This window comes from Streptomyces sp. MMS24-W38, assembly GCF_059889265.1.
In genome coordinates, this window is record NZ_JCBCPP010000001.1 from 1,547,365 (window position 1) to 1,564,501 (window position 17,137).

The window sequence follows — 17,137 nt, forward strand, 5'->3', positions numbered from 1 at the left end:
TCGGGTCGCGCTCGGCGTGTGTGGTGTCAGGCGGAGGCCGACGGTGCGTCGGCGGCCGGTTCGGCACCCGCGTCGACGTCGGCGGCCGGCTCGTCGGTCTCGGCCTTGGCCTTGGCCGCCGCCGCGGCACGCTCGTCGGCCGCGGTCCGGATGGACCGCCAGGCGGACTCGGCGGCCTGCTGCTCCGCCTCCTTCTTGCTGCGGCCGGTGCCGGTGCCGTACGAGACGCCTCCGACGCGGGCGGCAGCAGTGAAGGTCTTCTCATGGTCGGGGCCGGTCTCCGTGACCAGGTACTCGGGCACGCCGAGCCCTTCGGTCGCGGTGAGCTCCTGGAGGCTGGTCTTCCAGTCCAGGCCGGCACCGAGGTTCGAGGACTTCTCGATCAGCGGATCGAACAGGCGGTGCACCAGTTCGGAGGCCGCCTCGAGGCCCTGGTCGAGATAGACCGCGCCGATCACCGCTTCGAGGGTGTCGGCGAGGATGGACGCCTTGTCCCGGCCACCCGTGCCCTCTTCACCGCGGCCGAGCCGGATGAAGGAACCGAGATCGAGCCCGCGGCCCACCTCCGCCAGCGCACGCGAGTTGACCACCGCGGCCCGCAACTTGGCCAGCTGGCCCTCGGGCAGGTCCGGGTGGGTGCGGTACAGCGTGTCCGTGACGACGAGGCCGAGCACGGAGTCCCCCAGGAACTCCAGCCGCTCGTTCGTCGGCAGGCCGCCGTTCTCGTACGCGTAGGAACGGTGGGTCAGCGCACGCACCAGAAGGGCGGACTCGAGCCTGTAGCCGAGCCGCCCTTCCAGAAGCGTGTGGGACGAGGCCTGGTTGTTGTCCGCCGATCCGCTCCCGCTCACGCGGGACGACTGCTTCTTGGGCGTGGACACAGTGCCTCTCACCAGCCGCTCAGACCTCGAGGACCTGGCGCTTGTTGTAGGTGCCGCAAGACGGGCACGCGATGTGCTGCTGCTTGGGCTCGTGGCAGCGCTCGCACGCAACCAGGGTGGGGACCGCAGCCTTCCACTGCGACCGGCGGTGGCGCGTGTTGCTGCGCGACATCTTCCGCTTCGGAACAGCCACGGCTACTTCTCCTGCTTCTCGGCGGCGTCCGCGGATCCTGACCCGTCGCCGCTCATCTCGTCCTTCTCGCCATCTTCGAGTGAACCGGCGAGTCCCTGCAGTGCCGCCCAACGGATGTCGACGGCGTCGTGGTGGTGGTCCGGGTCGTCCGCGAGCCGGGCTCCGCATTCGGAGCACAGGCCGGGGCAGTCGTCCTGGCACACCGGCTGCATCGGCAGTGCGAGCACCACCGCGTCACGCAGCACGGTCTCGAGGTCGAACATGCCGTCCTCGAGGAAGAGCCTGTCCTCGTCGTCCTCGGCGTCGTCGCCCGGCTCCGCGATCACACGGCCCCGGTCGTCGGCGTCAGGGTACGAGAACATCTCCTGGAAATCCGCCACGAGCTCCAGCTCGAGCGGCTCCAGACACCTTACGCACTCCCCCTCGGCCGTCGCACGGGCGGTGCCCGTGACGAGCACCCCTTCCATGACCGACTCGAGCCGGAGTTCAAGCTCCACCGGGGCGCCTTCCGGCACTCCGACGACTCCCTGGATACCGAATTCCCCGGGCGCCTCGACCGAGCGGGTCAGCCGCTGCAGCGCACCCGGCCTCCGTCCCAGCTCGTGCGTGTCGAACACGAGGGGATTGCGGTGGTCGAGGCGGGCGTTCAGAGCCATTCCTGCTTTCGATCTTCGAGCTTGGGGGAACGCCGACCCGTGGAGTTCCCGGGCAGCGTGGATCGCGGATGTGCACACGACCGAGGAGCCAGGATACTGGACCTTCGGCTCTCCGCCCAATCCGGCCCCGGGGCGACCGGCGAAGGGGCGGTCAGCCGTTGCCGCGGTCCTGTTCGTAGGCCCGCAGCTGTTCGGCACTGATCATGCTGGTGTCGAAGAGGCTGGTCTCGTCGAGGACGGCCGGGGTCTGTTGCTGCTGCGGGACGTAGCCCTGCTGGGCCTGGCCGGGGTCGTACGCCGGCTGCTGCGGGGTCTCGTAGCCCTGGTAGGCGGCGTACGGGTCCTGCTCGGCGGCCTGCTGCTGGTAGCCGTACGGGTCCTGCCCGCCACCGTACTGCTGCTGGTAGCCGCCGTACGGGTCGGGCTGCTGGTAGCCGTACGCCGCCTGCTGCTGGGCGTAGTCCTGCTGCTGCGGGTCCTGGGGGATGTGCGGCGCCTGCTGGGGGACCTGCGGCGCCTCCTGCGGCTGCTGCGGGGCCCGCTGGGCCGGGATGTCCGGCATGGCCGCGAGGTCGGCGAGGTAGTCGGCGTCGCTGGAGTGCTGGATCGTGGTGGGGTCCTCGGCGAGGGCACCGAGGTCGTCGCTGGCGATCCGGCCGTGCAGGGTCTGACGGCCCCGGCCCACCGCCTCCAGGGTCTTGGCGAGGACCGCCTCGAAGGCACCGAGCTTGACGTCGACGTACTCGTCGGCGCTGCGGCGCAGGGTCTCCGGGTCGTGACTGCGCTCGGGGGCGTCGTCTTCCTCGGGGTCCGCATAGCCCTGCTCGTCGAGGCGGGGCCCGGTGCCGAGCAGCTTCTCGCGGCCGCGGCCGACGGAGCCGAGTGTCTTGGTGAGGACGACCTCGAAGTTGGCGAGCTTGGAGTCGACGTAGTCGTCTGCCTCCGCGCGGACCTCTTCGGCCTCCCTGCGGGCCTCGGCGAGGATCCGGTCGGCCTCGGACTGGGAGCGGCGGGCGACCTCCGTGCCGGAGATCAGGGAGCCGCGCTCGGCGTGCGCGCCCTCGATGATCCGCTCCGCCTCCTGGCGGGCCTGCTCGACCATCTGCTCGCGGTCGCCGATGAGTTCCTGGGCCTGGGCGAGGGAGTCGGGCAGCGCCGCGCGCACCTCTTCGAGCATCGAGAGCAGCTCTGCGCGGTTGACCACGCACGAGGCCGACATGGGCATCGACCGGGCACCGGAGACCGCGGCGACGATCTCGTCCAGCTTCTTCTGCACGTCCACCGTGTGCTCGCCACTCTCTACAGCTGTGTTGGAGACGGACGCAACGACTGTACGGCCCCGGGCCGGGCGGGGAACACCGGCCGTCGGATTGCCGGGGTCCCCGCCGGCCCGGAGCGGCCGCCCCGGCGGCGCTCAGTCCCTGCGCAGCCGCTCGGAGAGAGCGGAGAGGACTTCCGGGGGCACCAGGTGCGAGACGTCGCCGCCCCAGGTGGCGACCTCTTTGACCAGGGAGGACGACAGGAAGCTGTAGGTGGGATTGGTGGGGATGAAGAGGGTCTCCACACCCGAGAGGCCGTTGTTCATCTGGGCCATCTGCAGCTCGTAGTCGAAGTCGCTGACCGCGCGCAGACCCTTGACGATCGCGGGGATGTCGCGCTGCTTGCAGAAGTCGACGAGGAGACCGTGGAAGGCTTCGACCCGTACGTTTCCGTACTCGGCGGTGACCCGGCTGATCAGGTCTATCCGTTCCTCGACCTCGAACAGGCCCTTCTTGGACTGGTTGATCATCACCGCGACGTAGACCTCGTCGTAGAGGCTGGAGGCGCGGCCGATGATGTCGAGATGTCCATTGGTGATCGGGTCGAACGACCCGGGGCATACGGCGCGGCGCACTTGTGATCCCTCGCTCTCTGGTCCGGTCATCGTGCGTCTTCGCACGTAGAGGCGGCGCGACCGTACCAAAACGTTCCCTCGCCGTAGCGACGGGCCCGGATCGCGTCGAAACCGGGCGGCCACCCGAACTCTCCGCCTCTGGTGCTGCGCTCCACGGTGACGACGGCTTCCTCGGCGAGCCACCCCCCGGAGCGGAGTGTGAGCAGGATCTCGCGAAGATCGTCGTCGGAGACGCTGTACGGGGGGTCGAGGAAGACGATGTCGTACGGCCCGGCCGCCGGCGGGGACGTACGGATGATCTGTTCCGCTTTGCCCGGTCTGACTTCGGCGCCGGGCAGTCCCAGCGCCCTGATGTTGTCCCGGACCGTGCGGACGGCCCTGGCGTCGGCCTCGACGAGGAGGGTGTGCCCCGCTCCCCGGGACAGGGCCTCCAGGCCCACGGCGCCGGAGCCGGCGTACAGGTCGAGGACGCGCTCGCCGTCCAGCGGGCCGCCGAGGAGGGCCTGCCAGGTGGAGAAGAGGCCTTCGCGCGCACGGTCGGAGGTGGGTCGGGTGCCGTTGCCCGGCGGTACGCCCAGGCGGCGCCCGCCGGCCCGGCCGGCGATCACGCGGGTCATGTCCTGGTCCTCGTCCTTGTCGGTGCGCTCGGAATGTGTTCGGGAGATGTGTGTCGGTGCGTTCGGGATGCGTTCGCGTACGCGGCTGGGTGCCGCGGGCCCGAAGGGTGGCTCCAGTCTGTCAGCCCTTCTCCAGGTACTGCTCCCGCTCGTCGTCCAGCAGGGCGGCCAGTGCCGTGCGCAGCCCCGGCAGGCGCTCCAGGGCGGGGTCTGCGGCGACGACCGCGGCCGCCTCCTCGCGGGCCTCGGCGATGATCTCCTCGTCGTCGATGACGGCGAGCATGCGCAGGCTGGAGCGGGTGCCGGACTGGGCCTGGCCCAGAACATCGCCCTCGCGGCGCTGTTCGAGGTCGATGCGGGAGAGCTCGAAGCCGTCGAGGGTGGCGGCGACCGCGCCCAGCCGCTGCCGGGCCGGGCTCGCCTCGGGCATCTCGGTGACCAGCAGGCACAGGCCGGGGGCCGAGCCGCGTCCGACCCGGCCGCGCAACTGGTGGAGTTGGGAGACGCCGAAGCGGTCCGCGTCCATGATCACCATCGCGGTCGCGTTGGGGACGTTGACCCCGACCTCGATGACGGTGGTGGCGACCAGGACGTCGGTCTCGCCCGCGGCGAAGCGGCGCATGACTGCGTCCTTGTCGTCGGGCTGCATCCTGCCGTGCAGGACCTCCACACGGAGACCCTGCAGCGGCCCCTTCGCCAGGTGGTCGGCGACGTCGAGGACGGCGAGCGGCGGACGCTTCTCGGCATCGGCCTCCCCCGCGGCCACCGGGGGTTTCTTCTTCCCTGCCTTCGGCTCGTCCTCCTCGTCGCCGATGCGCGGGCAGACCACGTACGCCTGATGGCCGCCCTCGACCTCCTCGCGCACCCGCTCCCAGGCGCGGGCCAGGAAGTGGGGCTTGTCGGCGGCGGGGACGACATGGCTGGCGATGGGCGAGCGGCCGGCCGGGAGCTGGTCGAGGACGGAGGTCTCCAGATCACCGAAGACGGTCATCGCGACCGTGCGCGGAATGGGGGTGGCGGTCATGACGAGCAGGTGCGGGGGCTGCTTGCCCTTGCCGCGCAGGGCGTCGCGCTGTTCCACGCCGAACCGGTGCTGCTCGTCGACGACGACCAGGCCCAGGTCGTGGAACTGGACCTTGTCCTCGATCAGCGCGTGGGTGCCGATCACGACGCCGGCCTCGCCGGTGGCCAGGTCGAGCAGGGCCTGGCGGCGGGCCGCCGCGCCCATGGAGCCGGTGAGCAGCACCACTTTGGTGGCGTTCTCCGCCCCGCCCAGCATTCCTCCCTCGGCCAGCTCGCCCATCATCTCGGTGACCGACCGGTGGTGCTGCTGGGCGAGCACCTCGGTGGGCGCGAGCATGGCCGCCTGTCCCCCTGCGTCGACGACGGCGAGCATGGCGCGCAGGGCGACCAGGGTCTTTCCGCTGCCCACCTCGCCCTGGAGCAGCCGGTGCATCGGGTGCTCCGTCGCCAGGTCGTCGAAGATCTCCTTCGAGACCTTCTGCTGGCCCTCGGTGAGCGTGAAGGGAAGGCGGTCGTCGAAGGCCGCGAGCAGGCCGTTCGGCCTCGGTCTGCGGGCGACGGCGGGAAGCAGGGTGTCGGCATGGCGGCGGCGGGCGAGGGCGACCTGGAGGACGAAGGCCTCGTCCCATTTGAGGCGGGCGCGGGCGTCCTCGACGTCGGCCCTGGTCTGCGGGCGGTGGATCTTCAGCAGGGCCTCGGGCAGCGGGACCATGCCGCGCCCCTCGCGCAGTGCGCCGGGGAGGGGGTCCACGGCGTCCCGGGCGCTGGGCAGGACGGTCTGGAGCGCCTTGCCGATCTTCCAGGACTCCAGCTTGGCGGTGGCGGGATAGATCGGGATCAGCGCGCCGGCCCAGGTCTCCACGCTCTCCTCCGAGTCGCCGCGCAGCAACTCGTAAGCGGGGTGGGCGAGTTGGAGTCGGCGATTGAAGACGGAGACCTTGCCGGCGAACATCGCGCGGGTGCCCGGCAGGAGTTCCTTGTGCGGTTTGTGGACGCCGTTGCCGAAGAAGACCAGTTGGAGCCGGCCGCTGCCGTCCGTGATGGTGACCTCCAGGCGCTGGCCCTTGCCGCGCGGGGCCTTGGAGGAGGCGAAGGTGTGCAGGCGGGCGTCGGCGACCTGGGCGACCACGGTGACGTGCTCGTCCATGGGGAGGTCGACGAGGTGCGTGAGCTGACCGCGCTCCTCGTACCTGCGGGGGTAGTGGTGGAGGAGGTCGCCGACCGTGTGCAGGCCGAGGTGCTCGGCCATCACCTTCGCGGTGGGAGGGCCGAGCACCGACTTCAGCGGCTGTTCCAGTGGTTCTCGCAGTGCGGGCACGAGATCCATTGCACACCAAGGCACTGACAAAGCGGGAACGCCGGAGCCGGAACGCCCCTGGACGTCTCGGGAAATCCCTGGCCGGGCGAGTCACCGGGGCTTCAGGACGACGCGCTCCGGCACGCGCCGGTCGTACGGGCCGGTCGTACGGGCCGGTCCAGAGCGACCGCGCTCACGACGGGAGGGCCCCGTTGTTCACTCCACGCCGATGAGGAGCAGGGCGCCCTGTCTGCCGCCGTGGTAGAGCACCGTGTCGACGGCCAGGTAGCCCTCACGGACCCGGGCCTCCAGGTGGGCGGCGAGGGTGTGGGGGGTCTCGTCGCCGAGGACCAGGGTGACCATCTCTCCGCCCGCGGCGAGCATCCGGTCCAGGACGGCCGCGGCGGTGGCCGTGACATCGTCGCCGATCACGGCCACATCACCGTCGATGAGGCCGAGGACGTCGCCGGCCTGGCAGATGCCGGCCATGGTCCAGGACTGCCGTTCGGCGACGGTGACCTCGGCGTACCGGGTCGCACCCGCCGCCGAGGTCATCGCCACCACGTCCTCGTCGAAGCGGCGCTCCGGCTCGTGCACCGCGAGCGCCGCGATGCCCTGGACCGCGGAACGGGTCGGGATGAGCGCCACCCGGAGCCCTTCGGCACGGGCCTGTTCGGCCGCCGCGGCGGCGGTGTGACGCAGTTCCTCGTCGTTGGGCAGCAGCACCACCTCACGCGCGTGCGCCCGCCGCACGGCCTCGACGAGCTCACCGCTCGCCGGTGGCTCACCGGGCCGGGCGAGCACGGTGGTCGCACCGGCCTCGGTGTACAGGCCGACCAGCCCCTCTCCGGGCACCACGGCCACCACGGCCCGCCGGGCACGTTCCTGGAGCGGACGCCCGGCACCGGAGGTGTGTGCGTCACCGGCGCCGAAGTGCGTGATCCGGATACGGTGCGGGCGTCCGGCCTCGACCCCCGCCTCCACGGCGGCGCCGGCGTCGTCGACATGGACGTGGACGTTCCACAGTCCGTCGCCGCCGACCACGACGAGCGAGTCCCCGAGACCGTCGAGCCGCTGCCGCAGCCGCTCCACAGCCGCGTCCGAGGCCTCCAGGAGGTAGATCACCTCGAAGGCGGGCCCGGTGAGCCCCGTCGCACCCTCACCGTCGGCGCACTGCGCGGACCCGGCGGACGCGCCGTGCGCCACGCGCGCGTGGCGCACGGAATCGGGCGCCGGGCTTCTCGGCGTCTCCCCCGTGAACGTCTCCACCAGCGCCCCGAGCACCGCCACCAGTCCCCTGCCGCCCGCGTCCACCACTCCCGCCCGTCGGAGCACGGCCAGCTGGCCCGGTGTCGCGGCGAGGGCCGCGCCGGCTCCCTCGTAGGCCGCCCGCGCGACCGCCCCGCAGTCGCCCTCCGCTCCGTCGGCCGCGTCGGCGGCGGCCGAGGCGACGGTGAGCACGGTGCCCTCGACGGGGTGGGCCACGGCCTGACGCGCGGAGTCGGCCGCGTTGCGCAGGGCCTGCCGCAGCCCCTGCCCGTCGGCATGGGTCTCCGTCTCGTACCCGGCCAGCACCTGTGCCATCCCCCGCAGCAACTGGGCCAGGATCGTCCCGGAGTTCCCGCGGGCACCGATCAGCGCACCGTGTGCCATCGCCCGCGCCGCCTCGGCCAGCGTGGGCCTCTCGGGCCCGCCGGGGTCATGGGCCCGGTCGGTCCGCTCGGCCTCGTGCCCCGCGAACACTGCCTCGACCGCCGTGGCGGCGGACTCGACCGTCAGGTAGAGATTCGTACCGGTGTCGCCGTCCGCCACGGGGTAGACATTGATCGCGTCGATCTCCTCACGCGCCCGGCCGAGGGCGTCGAGCGCGAGTCCGCACCAGGCACGCACCGCGAGAGCATCGAAGAATGTCTGCGGCACCTGCGCCACCTGCGCCTCCCTGAGCTGCCGGCCGTGGCTCGCAGCGTAGACCTTGGGGTGCCGGGCGGCGGAAGCGGGCTGGGGCAGGCCCCTGAGCTGCCATGGTAGTTTCGTTCTGCTGGTGCAGCCGTTGTATGCTGCTCCGGTTGCCCGATCCGAATCGGGCCTCTCCCTGGCAAAGCCACTCAGATTCCCAAGGGCTCTTGGAGCTCCGGCATCCTGATCCCGGCCGTGCCGGGATCAACCGTAAGTGCATCTGAAGTCTTTGGAGTGACCGGTGGCTGCCAACTGCGACGTCTGCGGCAAGGGGCCGGGCTTCGGCAACAACATCTCGCACTCGCACCGCCGTACGCCCCGTCGCTGGAACCCGAACATCCAGCGCGTGCGTACCGTGGTGGGCGGGACGCCGAAGCGCGTGAACGCTTGCACCTCGTGCATCAAGGCCGGCAAGGTCTCGCGCTGACGCTCTCACTGAGCGCGCGGCCACAGCTGGTCCATCGCACTGAGCCGGTCCACCCGGGGTGGACCGGCTTTTTGCCGTGCCCGCACGGACGGCTCCCGTACGTACGCCTGCCGCACGTACGTCTGCCGGGCGGACGCTCTCAGCCCGCGTCGGACCCCGTCAGCGCCCATCCGTGATCCACCGGCCCGATTCCGCCGCCCAGCGCGAATCCGGCCGCGATCGCCCCCGTGACGTACTCCTTGGCGGCCGTCACCGCCGCCGGCACCGGCCGGCCCTTCGCCAGGTGCGCGGCGATCGCCGAGGCGAGGGTGCAGCCCGTGCCGTGGGTGTGCCGGTTGTCGTACCTCGGAGCGCGCAGCCAGTGCTCCTGTGAACCGTCCGTCAGCAGGTCGACGGCCTCGCCCGTGTCCCCGGCGAGGTGACCGCCCTTGATCACGACCCACCGCGGCCCGAACTCCAGCAGCGCCTCCGCGGCCCGGCGGAAGTCCTTCTCCGACTCCACCCGCACACCGGTGAGTTGCGCCACTTCGTCCAGGTTCGGCGTGGCCACGGTCGCGACCGCCAGCAGCTTCGTCCGTACGGAGTCCAGCGCGGAGGACGCCAGCAGCGCGTCCCCGTGCTTGGAGACTCCGACCGGGTCGACGACCACCGGCGCCCGGGTCCCGGAGATCAGATCGGCCACCGCCTCGACGAGTTCGGCGGAGGCCAGCATGCCGGTCTTGACCGCCTGGACGCCGATGTCGTCGACGACGCTGCGGTACTGGGCCCGTACCGCCTCCACCGGCAGCGGCCAGGCGCCCTGCACACCCAGGGAGTTCTGCGCGGTCACCGCGGTGACCACGCTCATGCCGTGCGTGCCCAGCGCGAGCATCGTCTTCAGGTCGGCCTGGATTCCAGCGCCCCCGCCGGAGTCCGAGCCGGCCACGGTCAGCACTCTCGGTGGAGCGACCCCGGCGCTCATGACTCGATGTCCCCGAAGTGGTCCCAGCCGGCTTGAACGGTCCAGGGGGCCCCGTCGACCGTCACCTGGGGCAGTGCCGAGGGGTTGAGCACCTCGCCTATCACCTTCCAGCGGGCGGGCAGTTTCACGTCCGGCGGGAAGGTGGCCACGATCGCGTGGTCCTCTCCCCCGGTCAGCACCCACTGCATGGGGTCGACACCGACGGCCTGCCCGATGTCGTTCATCTGGGAGGGGATGTCGATCGCCCCGGAACGGATGTCGATGCGTACCTTGCTGGCCTCGGCGATGTGACCGAGGTCGGCGATCAGTCCGTCGCTCACGTCGCACATCGCCGTCGCGCCCAGCCCCGCGGCCGCGGGGCCCGCGTGGTACGGCGGTTCGGGGCGGCGGTGCGCCTCGACGAAGGCGCGCGGCGACCGGAAGCCGCGCGAGAGCACCGCGTACCCGGCCGCGGACCAGCCGAGCCAGCCGGTCACCGCGACGAGGTCGCCGGGCTGTGCGCCGCCCCGGGTCACCGCCTCCTGGTTGCGCAGGTCACCGAGCGCGGTGATCGAGACCATGATCGTGTCGCCGCGGACGACGTCTCCGCCGACCACCGCGGCGCCCGCGACCTGGCACTCGTCGCGCAGGCCGTCCATCAGCTCCGAGGGCCAGGTCACCGGCAGTTCCGCGGGGACGACCAGGCCGAGCAGCAGCGCGGTCGGTACGGCGCCCATGGCGGCGATGTCGGCGAGGTTCTGGGCGGCGGCCTTGCGACCGACGTCGTAGGCGGTGGACCAGTCGCGGCGGAAGTGGCGGCCCTCCAGCAGGATGTCGGTGCTGGCCACGACCCTGCGGTCGGGTGCGGCGACCACCGCGGCGTCGTCGCCGGGGCCGACCCGGACCGCCGGCGTGGTGGTGAGACGGGAGGTGAGCTCCCTGATGAGCCCGAACTCCCCGAGCTCACCAACAGTGCCCTTCATTTTCCCAGCTCCCCTTCTTTCCCTGTCCGTTCCCGGTTCCGTTCCCGGTCCCGTTCCCGGTCGCGAGTCGTCTGTGTCCTCGCTACGGTCGAAGTGACCGTCACCTTCTGTCCAGTCCGGACCCCGGCGCGCGGGGTCCGGGTCCCGCAGGTCTCCCCGCGAAGAGCGGCGACGCGATACCGTGGCGTTCCTTTTCCCCACATGATCCTCGTGTCCGCTCTGGAGGTTTCGTGGTACAGGCGTACATCCTGATCCAGACGGAGGTCGGCAAGGCGTCGACCGTCGCCGATCTGATCGGCGAGATCCCTGGAGTCATCCAGGCCGAGGACGTGACCGGACCCTATGACGTCATCGTGCGCGCCCAAGCCGACACCGTCGACGACCTGGGGCGCATGGTGGTCGCGAAAGTCCAGCAGGTGGAAGGCATCACCCGCACCCTGACCTGCCCGGTCGTCCATCTGTAGCCCCCGTCTACCCTGTGCCGGTGAGCTCCTTCCGTCACCGTCACGCAGTCCTGCCCGCACTCGCCGCCGTCGTGCTGATCACCACCGCGGGCTGTTCCTCGGCAGACGACAGCGCGTCGACGGCGGTTCCCAGCCCGGACGCGAAGGTCACCGAGCTGTGCCGGAACCTGGACAGGGCCCTGCCGGCGACGGTGGACGGTGAGGATCGCGACGATCCCGAACCCGCGTCCGAACTGACCGCGGGCTGGGGCGGCGTGGCGATCATACTGCGGTGCGGTGTCGGGCAGCCGCCGAAGATGATCGATCCCAAGGTGGCGAACGGCAACGACCCGGACGCGATGGCGGGGGGCGTGAACGGCGTCGACTGGCTGATGGAACAGCAGGACGACGAGACGTACCGCTTCACGACCGCCGGCCGTGAAGCCTATGTCGAGGTGCGGGTGACCGACGGGCGGGACAGCACGGGCGTACTGATCGATCTCGCCCCGGCCGTCAAGGAGGCGATCCCCGAGGGGATCGCCTCCTAGAACCTGCCCCGCCGTCCGGGTACCGGCTGGGCTCAGCGCAGTCCGGTCGGGCGGCGGAGCGCCGCCTGCACCAGTCGGTCCACCAGCTCCGGGTACTCGACGCCGGTGGCCTGCCACATCTTCGGGTACATCGAGATGGGCGTGAAGCCGGGCATCGTGTTGATCTCGTTGATCACGAACTCGCCGTCCTCGGTGAGGAAGAAGTCCGCGCGCACCAGCCCCTCGCAGCCGGCCGCCTCGAACGCCTCCACCGCCAGCCCGCGCACCTCGGCCGTCTCCTCGCCGGTCAGCGGTGCGGGCACCAGGCCGGGCGTGGAGTCGATGTACTTGGCGTCGAAGTCGTAGTAGGCGTGCGCGTCGGGCGGCGGGATCTCGGCGGGGACCGAGGCGCGCGGGCCGTCCTCGAACTCCAGCACACCGCACTCGATCTCACGGCCGCGCAGGGCCGCCTCCACCAGGATCTTCGGGTCGTGCCGCTGGGCCTCGGCGATCGCCTCGTCCAGGCCGGAGAGGTCGTCGACCTTGGTGATGCCGATCGAGGAGCCCGCCCGTGCGGGCTTCACGAACAGCGGCCAGCCGTGCTCGCCGGCGAAATCGATGATCTTCTTGCGGGCGGCGGACTCGTCGCGCTCCCATTCGCGCGGCCGGATCACCACGTACGGGCCGACCTTCAGCCCGAAGGAGGTGAACACCCGCTTCATGTACTCCTTGTCCTGGCCGACGGCCGAGGCGAGCACCCCGGAGCCCACGTAGGGGACGCCGGAGAGCTCCAGGAGGCCCTGCAGGGTGCCGTCCTCCCCGTAGGGGCCGTGCAGCACCGGGAAGACGACGTCGACCTCGCCGAGCGCCTTGGGCACCGAACCGGGCTCGCTGTGGACGACTTCACGGTTGCCGGGATCGAGGGGGAGCACCACCGCGCCCTCGGTCGAGTCGGCGAGCTGGTCCACGCTGGGCTGCCGCCGGTCGACGATGGCCATGCGGTCCGGCTCGTCGGCGGTGAGCGCCCACCGGCCGTCCTGGGTGATGCCGATCGGCAGGACCTCGTACTTGGTCCGGTCGATGGCCTTGAGGACGGCGCCGGCGGTGACCACGGAGATCCCGTGCTCGGAGCTGCGCCCGCCGAACACAACGGCCACACGCGGCTTGCGAGGCGGCTGCTCGGGGCTCTGGGGAAGGTTCTCGGTGCTCATATGGCGATGAGAGTACCCGGTGGTACAGCCACGATGAAGCGCCCACAACGCGGCAAACGGAGGGTCGCCCGCGCCGCCGTCGCACGGACGCCGCCCGTGGTCGCTCAGCGTCGCTCGGGTTTCGCGCTGCGCGACATCAGCTCCTTGAGGGCGACCACCGGCGGCTTGCCCTCGTGCACGATGCCGACGACCGTCTCGGTGAGCGGCATGTCGACGCCGTGCCGACGGGCCAGGTCCAGCACCGACTCGCAGGACTTGACGCCCTCGGCGGTCTGTTTGGTGACCGCGACGGTCTCCTCGAGGGTCATGCCCTTGCCGAGGTTGGTGCCGAAGGTGTGGTTGCGCGAGAGCGGTGAGGAGCAGGTGGCCACCAGGTCGCCCAGGCCGGCGAGTCCGGCGAAGGTCAGCGGGTCCGCGCCGAGCGCCACGCCGAGCCGGGTGGTCTCGGCGAGCCCGCGGGTGATGAGCGAGCCCTTGGCGTTGTCGCCGAGCCCCATGCCGTCCGCGATGCCGACGGCCAGCCCGATCACGTTCTTCACCGCGCCGCCCAGTTCGCAGCCGACGACGTCGGTGTTGGTGTACGGGCGGAAGTACGGCGTGTGGCAGGCGGCCTGGAGCCGCTGGGCCACGGCCTCGTCGGTGCAGGCGACGACTGCGGCGGCCGGCATCCGGGCGGCGATCTCACGGGCGAGGTTGGGTCCGGTGACCACGGCGATCCGGTCGGCGCCGGCTCCGGCGACGTCCTCGATCACCTCGCTCATCCGCATGGCGGAGCCGAGTTCGACGCCCTTCATCAGCGACACCAGGACCGTGTCCTGGGCGAGCAGCGGTTTCCACCCGGCGAGGTTGCCGCGCAGCGTCTGCGAGGGGACCGCGAGGACGGTGAAGTCGGCGTCGCGCGCGGCCTCTGCGGCGTCGGTGGTGGCCCGCAGGTTCTCCGGGAGTTCGACACCGGGCAGGTAGTCGGGGTTGGTGCGGGTGGAGTTGACCGCTTCCACGAGTTCGGGACGCCGTGCCCACAGCACGACGTCGCATCCCGCGTCGGCGAGCACCATGCCGAAGGCCGTGCCCCACGATCCGGTGCCGAAGACAGCGGCCTTGACCGGTTTGCTCACTTGCCCAGCCCTTCTTCCCGCGCGACGGCCCGTTCGCCGGGCCTGCGCTCCTCCTGTCGCCAGTCCTCCGGCGATCCGTGCTCAGGCGACCCCTCCTGCCGCCTCGGCCGGGTCTGGGTCCGGGTCTTGCGGCCCTGCTCCGAGCGCTCGCGGCGCGGGTCGTAGGGCACCTCGGGGGCCTTCTCCCCGCGGATCTCCTCCAGCAGACGGGTCACCGCCGCCATGATCGCCTCGGTTGCCTCCTTGAGCAGCTCCGGAGTCATCTCCCGGTCGTAGAAGCGGTCCAGGTCCACGGGCGGTCCGGCCAGCACGCGGTGGGTCTTGCGCGGGAAGAAGCGGGGCTTGGTGGCGTACGGCGGAAGCACCTCGTTGGCGCCCCACTGCGCGACCGGGATGACGGGGCACTTGGTCTGCAGGGCCACCCGCGCGGCACCGGTCTTGCCGGTCATGGGCCAGCCGTGCGGATCGCGGGTGAGGGTGCCCTCGGGGTAGAAGGCGACGCACTCACCGCGCTCCACGGCGTCGATCGCGGCCCGGAAGGCGCTGAGCGCGTCCGTGCTTTCCCGGTAGACGGGAATCTGTCCGGTGCCCCGCATTGCGGCACCGACGAATCCCTTCTTGAAAAGACCGCTCTTCGCCAGAAATCGCGGAACGCGCCCGGTGTTGTACTGGAAGTGCGCATAGGCGAAGGGATCGATATGCGAATTGTGATTCACCGCGGTGATAAATCCGCCCTCGGCCGGAATGTTCTCCTTTCCGCGCCAGTCCCGCTTGAGCAGAACCACCAGCGGCGGTTTACAGAGAACCGCGGCGAAGCGGTACCAAAAGCCGATTCTGCGGCGCGGCACAGGGACACCTTCCTCTAAGTCCTGGAACCGGGGGCCAGGCGGGCCGCACAAGTGTCGCCCCGGGCCGCCGGTCTGTCGAGAACACCGTACGCCCCGGCCCCCCGGCCACCGGGTGCCACGGGGGACAATGGCGACGACAAGAGAGGGACGTAACACGCGTGCAGTGGACCTTGGTGGTACCCCTGAAACCACTGGCCGAGGCCAAGAGCAGGCTCGCGGGCACCGCGGACGACGCGGTGCGTCCGGGGCTGGCCCTGGCCTTCGCACAGGACACGGTCGCGGCCGCGCTGGCCTGCCGCGCCGTGCGCGAAGTGGTGGTCGTCACGGGCGACGCCCTGGCCGGCCGTGAGCTGGCCGCGCTCGGTGCCCACATCGTCTCCGACGAACCCGGCGGCGGCCTGAACGCGGCACTCGCGCACGCGGCCGTCGCCGTGCGGGCCTTCCGGGGCGCGGGACCCGTGGCGGCCCTCAACGCCGATCTCCCGGCGCTGCGCCCGGCCGAATTGGCCCGCGTCCTCGACCGGGCCGCCGTATTCCCGCGCGCATTCCTCCCCGATGCCGCGGCCGTCGGCACCACGCTGCTCTCCGCGGCACCGAACGAGGAATTGAGTCCTTCCTTCGGCCCCGGTTCCCGGGCCCGGCACCGGGCGTTCGGAGCCATCGAACTCTGCCTCGACGCGGTGGATTCCGTACGGCAGGACGTGGACACGGGCGACGATCTGCGGGCGGCGCTGGCGCTGGGCGTGGGGCCCCGCACGGCGGCCGCCACCGCACGGTTGCTGATCGCGGAGCAGTAGGCTGCCGACATGCAGGCGACCGCGTACACCTACGATCCCGAAAGCCGCAGCGGCCAGGTGCTGCTGGACGACGGCACACCGGTGCCCTTCGACGCGCGGGCTTTCGACGCCGGGGGCCTCAGGCTGCTGCGCCCGGGGCAGCGGGTGCGCATCGAGACCGAGGGCGAGGGCGGGGCCCGGCGGATCACGCTGGTGACGCTCCACACGTTCTGACCCGCCGCGGCGCACGGCGGGGAGCCGGACACACCGCGGGCCGGGCTCCGTGACGGAGTCCGGCCCGGCGCGTGAGTACCGCTCGGCCGCCGTTACTTCTTGCGGGCGGTGGTCTTCTTGGCGGTGGTCTTGCGTGCGGTCGACTTCTTGGCGGGCGCCTTGGTGGCCGTGGCCTTCTTCGCCGGGGCCTTCTTGGCGGCCGTCTTCTTCGCCGCGGCGGTCTTGGCGGCTGGCGCGGCCTGCTTGGTGGTGGCCTTCTTCGCCGGGGCCTTCTTGGCGGCGGCCTTCTTCACCGTCGTCTTCTTGGCGGCGGCCTTCTTGGCGGCGGCCGTCTTCGCGGCGGCCGCCTTCGCGGTCTTCTTGGCGGCGGCCTTCTTCACCGTCGCCGAAACCCCGCCGGACAGGCTGCCCTTAGGCGCCTTCTTGACGGCGACCTCGCCACCGCGCGGCAGCTTCTTCGAGCCGCTCACCAGGTCCTTGAACCCCTGTCCCGCGCGGAAGCGCGGCACCGACGTCTTCTTGACCCGGACCCGCTCGCCGGTCTGGGGGTTGCGGGCGTAGCGGGCCGGACGGTCGACCTTCTCGAACGAACCGAAACCGGTGACGGAGACCCGGTCCCCCGCGACCACGGCGCGGACGATGGCATCGAGGACCGCGTCGACGGCGTCGGCGGCCTGCTGTCGACCGCCCATCTTGTCGGCAATCGCTTCTACGAGCTGCGCCTTGTTCACGTCTTCCCCTTCGGAGACATCGCCCGAACGAATCCGTTCAAGCGTTTTCGCACGTTAGGCAGATATATACCGCAAATCAAACACGAAACGGGCTTATCACCCTTGTGCCGCAATGAACTCGGCTGCCGTGACTGATTCAGCGTTCCTCTTCGGGGAATCGACCCTCGTCGAGGTCCGCGATGAACAGTTCCAGCCGCCTTGCCGCGTTGGCGAGATCGTGCTTGGCCGCGGCCGTAATGACCAGCAGCTTCCGGGTCAGCGCCATCCGTACGCCCTCCGGTACTTGCAGTGCGCGCACCCTTGCATGCGCTTCTTTGAGCCGGGCCGCGACCAGCGTGTAGAGCTCGAGTTGGCCGTCGCGTTCCATGCACAGATTGTGCCATCT

The 17,137-nt window shown here is 71.1% G+C and carries 20 protein-coding genes; 5 read left to right on the top strand and 15 right to left on the bottom strand.

Annotated features, from left to right (window positions below):
* Positions 1-26: 26 nt before the first annotated feature.
* From rnc to AC6F7H_RS05695, 8 genes are all read right to left on the bottom strand, one after another.
* Positions 27-881, bottom strand: a complete 855-nt coding sequence (gene rnc, locus AC6F7H_RS05660; protein WP_500761672.1) for a ribonuclease III — start codon at positions 879-881, stop codon at positions 27-29.
* A gap of 19 nt (positions 882-900) precedes the next feature.
* Positions 901-1,074, bottom strand: a complete 174-nt coding sequence (gene rpmF / locus AC6F7H_RS05665; protein ID WP_003951102.1) for a 50S ribosomal protein L32 — start codon at positions 1,072-1,074, stop codon at positions 901-903.
* 2 nt (positions 1,075-1,076) lie between these two features.
* Complete coding sequence (locus AC6F7H_RS05670) at positions 1,077-1,730, bottom strand: YceD family protein (protein WP_500755604.1); 654 nt, start codon at positions 1,728-1,730, stop codon at positions 1,077-1,079.
* A gap of 151 nt (positions 1,731-1,881) precedes the next feature.
* Complete coding sequence (locus AC6F7H_RS05675) at positions 1,882-3,012, bottom strand: cell division initiation protein (RefSeq protein WP_500755607.1); 1,131 nt, start codon at positions 3,010-3,012, stop codon at positions 1,882-1,884.
* Positions 3,013-3,144: 132 nt separating this feature from the next.
* The gene (gene coaD / locus AC6F7H_RS05680) at positions 3,145-3,624 is read right to left on the bottom strand and encodes a pantetheine-phosphate adenylyltransferase (protein ID WP_109381738.1); all 480 of its coding nucleotides are present in this window, start codon (positions 3,622-3,624) and stop codon (positions 3,145-3,147) included.
* A 26-nt stretch (positions 3,625-3,650) separates the two neighbouring features.
* Positions 3,651-4,241, bottom strand: coding sequence for a 16S rRNA (guanine(966)-N(2))-methyltransferase RsmD (gene rsmD, locus AC6F7H_RS05685; protein WP_500755609.1), 591 nt, complete (start codon positions 4,239-4,241; stop codon positions 3,651-3,653).
* 121 nt (positions 4,242-4,362) lie between these two features.
* Positions 4,363-6,591 (bottom strand): ATP-dependent DNA helicase RecG, encoded by a 2,229-nt coding sequence (recG, locus tag AC6F7H_RS05690; protein ID WP_500755611.1) that lies wholly within the window; start codon positions 6,589-6,591, stop codon positions 4,363-4,365.
* Between the two features lie 186 nt (positions 6,592-6,777).
* Positions 6,778-8,490, bottom strand: coding sequence for a DAK2 domain-containing protein (locus AC6F7H_RS05695; protein WP_500755613.1), 1,713 nt, complete (start codon positions 8,488-8,490; stop codon positions 6,778-6,780).
* 268 nt (positions 8,491-8,758) lie between these two features.
* On the opposite strand from AC6F7H_RS05695, the gene rpmB reads away from it, so the two are divergent.
* Positions 8,759-8,944, top strand: a complete 186-nt coding sequence (rpmB, locus tag AC6F7H_RS05700) for a 50S ribosomal protein L28 (protein WP_004924906.1) — start codon at positions 8,759-8,761, stop codon at positions 8,942-8,944.
* Positions 8,945-9,083: 139 nt separating this feature from the next.
* On the opposite strand, the gene thiD is transcribed toward rpmB, so the two are convergent.
* Entirely contained in the window at positions 9,084-9,905 is an 822-nt protein-coding gene (gene thiD / locus AC6F7H_RS05705; protein ID WP_500755615.1) for a bifunctional hydroxymethylpyrimidine kinase/phosphomethylpyrimidine kinase, read from the bottom strand.
* On the bottom strand, positions 9,902-10,867 hold the full coding sequence (locus AC6F7H_RS05710) for a thiamine-phosphate kinase (RefSeq protein ID WP_500755617.1): 966 nt from the start codon (positions 10,865-10,867) through the stop codon (positions 9,902-9,904). Before AC6F7H_RS05710 ends, thiD begins: the two co-directional genes overlap by 4 nt.
* A gap of 230 nt (positions 10,868-11,097) precedes the next feature.
* On the opposite strand from AC6F7H_RS05710, the gene AC6F7H_RS05715 reads away from it, so the two are divergent.
* Together AC6F7H_RS05715 and AC6F7H_RS05720 are read left to right on the top strand one after the other, a co-directional pair.
* Complete coding sequence (locus AC6F7H_RS05715) at positions 11,098-11,331, top strand: Lrp/AsnC family transcriptional regulator (RefSeq protein ID WP_500755619.1); 234 nt, start codon at positions 11,098-11,100, stop codon at positions 11,329-11,331.
* 20 nt (positions 11,332-11,351) lie between these two features.
* A complete protein-coding gene (locus AC6F7H_RS05720; protein WP_500755621.1) occupies positions 11,352-11,858 on the top strand; it encodes a DUF3515 domain-containing protein in 507 nt (168 codons plus the stop codon).
* Positions 11,859-11,890: 32 nt separating this feature from the next.
* On the opposite strand, the gene AC6F7H_RS05725 is transcribed toward AC6F7H_RS05720, so the two are convergent.
* The 3 genes from AC6F7H_RS05725 to AC6F7H_RS05735 all read right to left on the bottom strand — a co-directional run bounded on the left by AC6F7H_RS05725 (position 11,891) and on the right by AC6F7H_RS05735 (position 15,011).
* Complete coding sequence (locus tag AC6F7H_RS05725) at positions 11,891-13,048, bottom strand: D-alanine--D-alanine ligase family protein (protein ID WP_500755623.1); 1,158 nt, start codon at positions 13,046-13,048, stop codon at positions 11,891-11,893.
* A gap of 104 nt (positions 13,049-13,152) precedes the next feature.
* The gene (locus AC6F7H_RS05730) at positions 13,153-14,163 is read right to left on the bottom strand and encodes an NAD(P)H-dependent glycerol-3-phosphate dehydrogenase (RefSeq protein ID WP_500755625.1); all 1,011 of its coding nucleotides are present in this window, start codon (positions 14,161-14,163) and stop codon (positions 13,153-13,155) included.
* Complete coding sequence (locus AC6F7H_RS05735) at positions 14,160-15,011, bottom strand: lysophospholipid acyltransferase family protein (RefSeq protein WP_500755627.1); 852 nt, start codon at positions 15,009-15,011, stop codon at positions 14,160-14,162. The genes AC6F7H_RS05730 and AC6F7H_RS05735 overlap by 4 nt, the downstream gene beginning before the upstream one ends.
* 158 nt (positions 15,012-15,169) lie before the next feature.
* On the opposite strand from AC6F7H_RS05735, the gene cofC reads away from it, so the two are divergent.
* Together cofC and AC6F7H_RS05745 are read left to right on the top strand one after the other, a co-directional pair.
* The gene (gene cofC / locus AC6F7H_RS05740; protein WP_500755629.1) at positions 15,170-15,808 is read left to right on the top strand and encodes a 2-phospho-L-lactate guanylyltransferase; all 639 of its coding nucleotides are present in this window, start codon (positions 15,170-15,172) and stop codon (positions 15,806-15,808) included.
* Positions 15,809-15,817: 9 nt separating this feature from the next.
* The gene (locus AC6F7H_RS05745) at positions 15,818-16,021 is read left to right on the top strand and encodes a hypothetical protein (RefSeq protein WP_500755631.1); all 204 of its coding nucleotides are present in this window, start codon (positions 15,818-15,820) and stop codon (positions 16,019-16,021) included.
* A 92-nt stretch (positions 16,022-16,113) separates the two neighbouring features.
* Here the strand turns inward: AC6F7H_RS05745 and AC6F7H_RS05750 are convergent, their stop codons facing one another.
* Positions 16,114-16,752: an HU family DNA-binding protein gene (locus AC6F7H_RS05750; RefSeq protein WP_500755634.1), complete on the bottom strand. Its 639-nt coding sequence runs from the start codon at positions 16,750-16,752 to the stop codon at positions 16,114-16,116.
* Between the two features lie 136 nt (positions 16,753-16,888).
* Positions 16,889-17,119, bottom strand: a complete 231-nt coding sequence (locus AC6F7H_RS05755; protein ID WP_500755635.1) for an SCO5555 family protein — start codon at positions 17,117-17,119, stop codon at positions 16,889-16,891.
* Positions 17,120-17,137 lie beyond the last annotated feature (18 nt).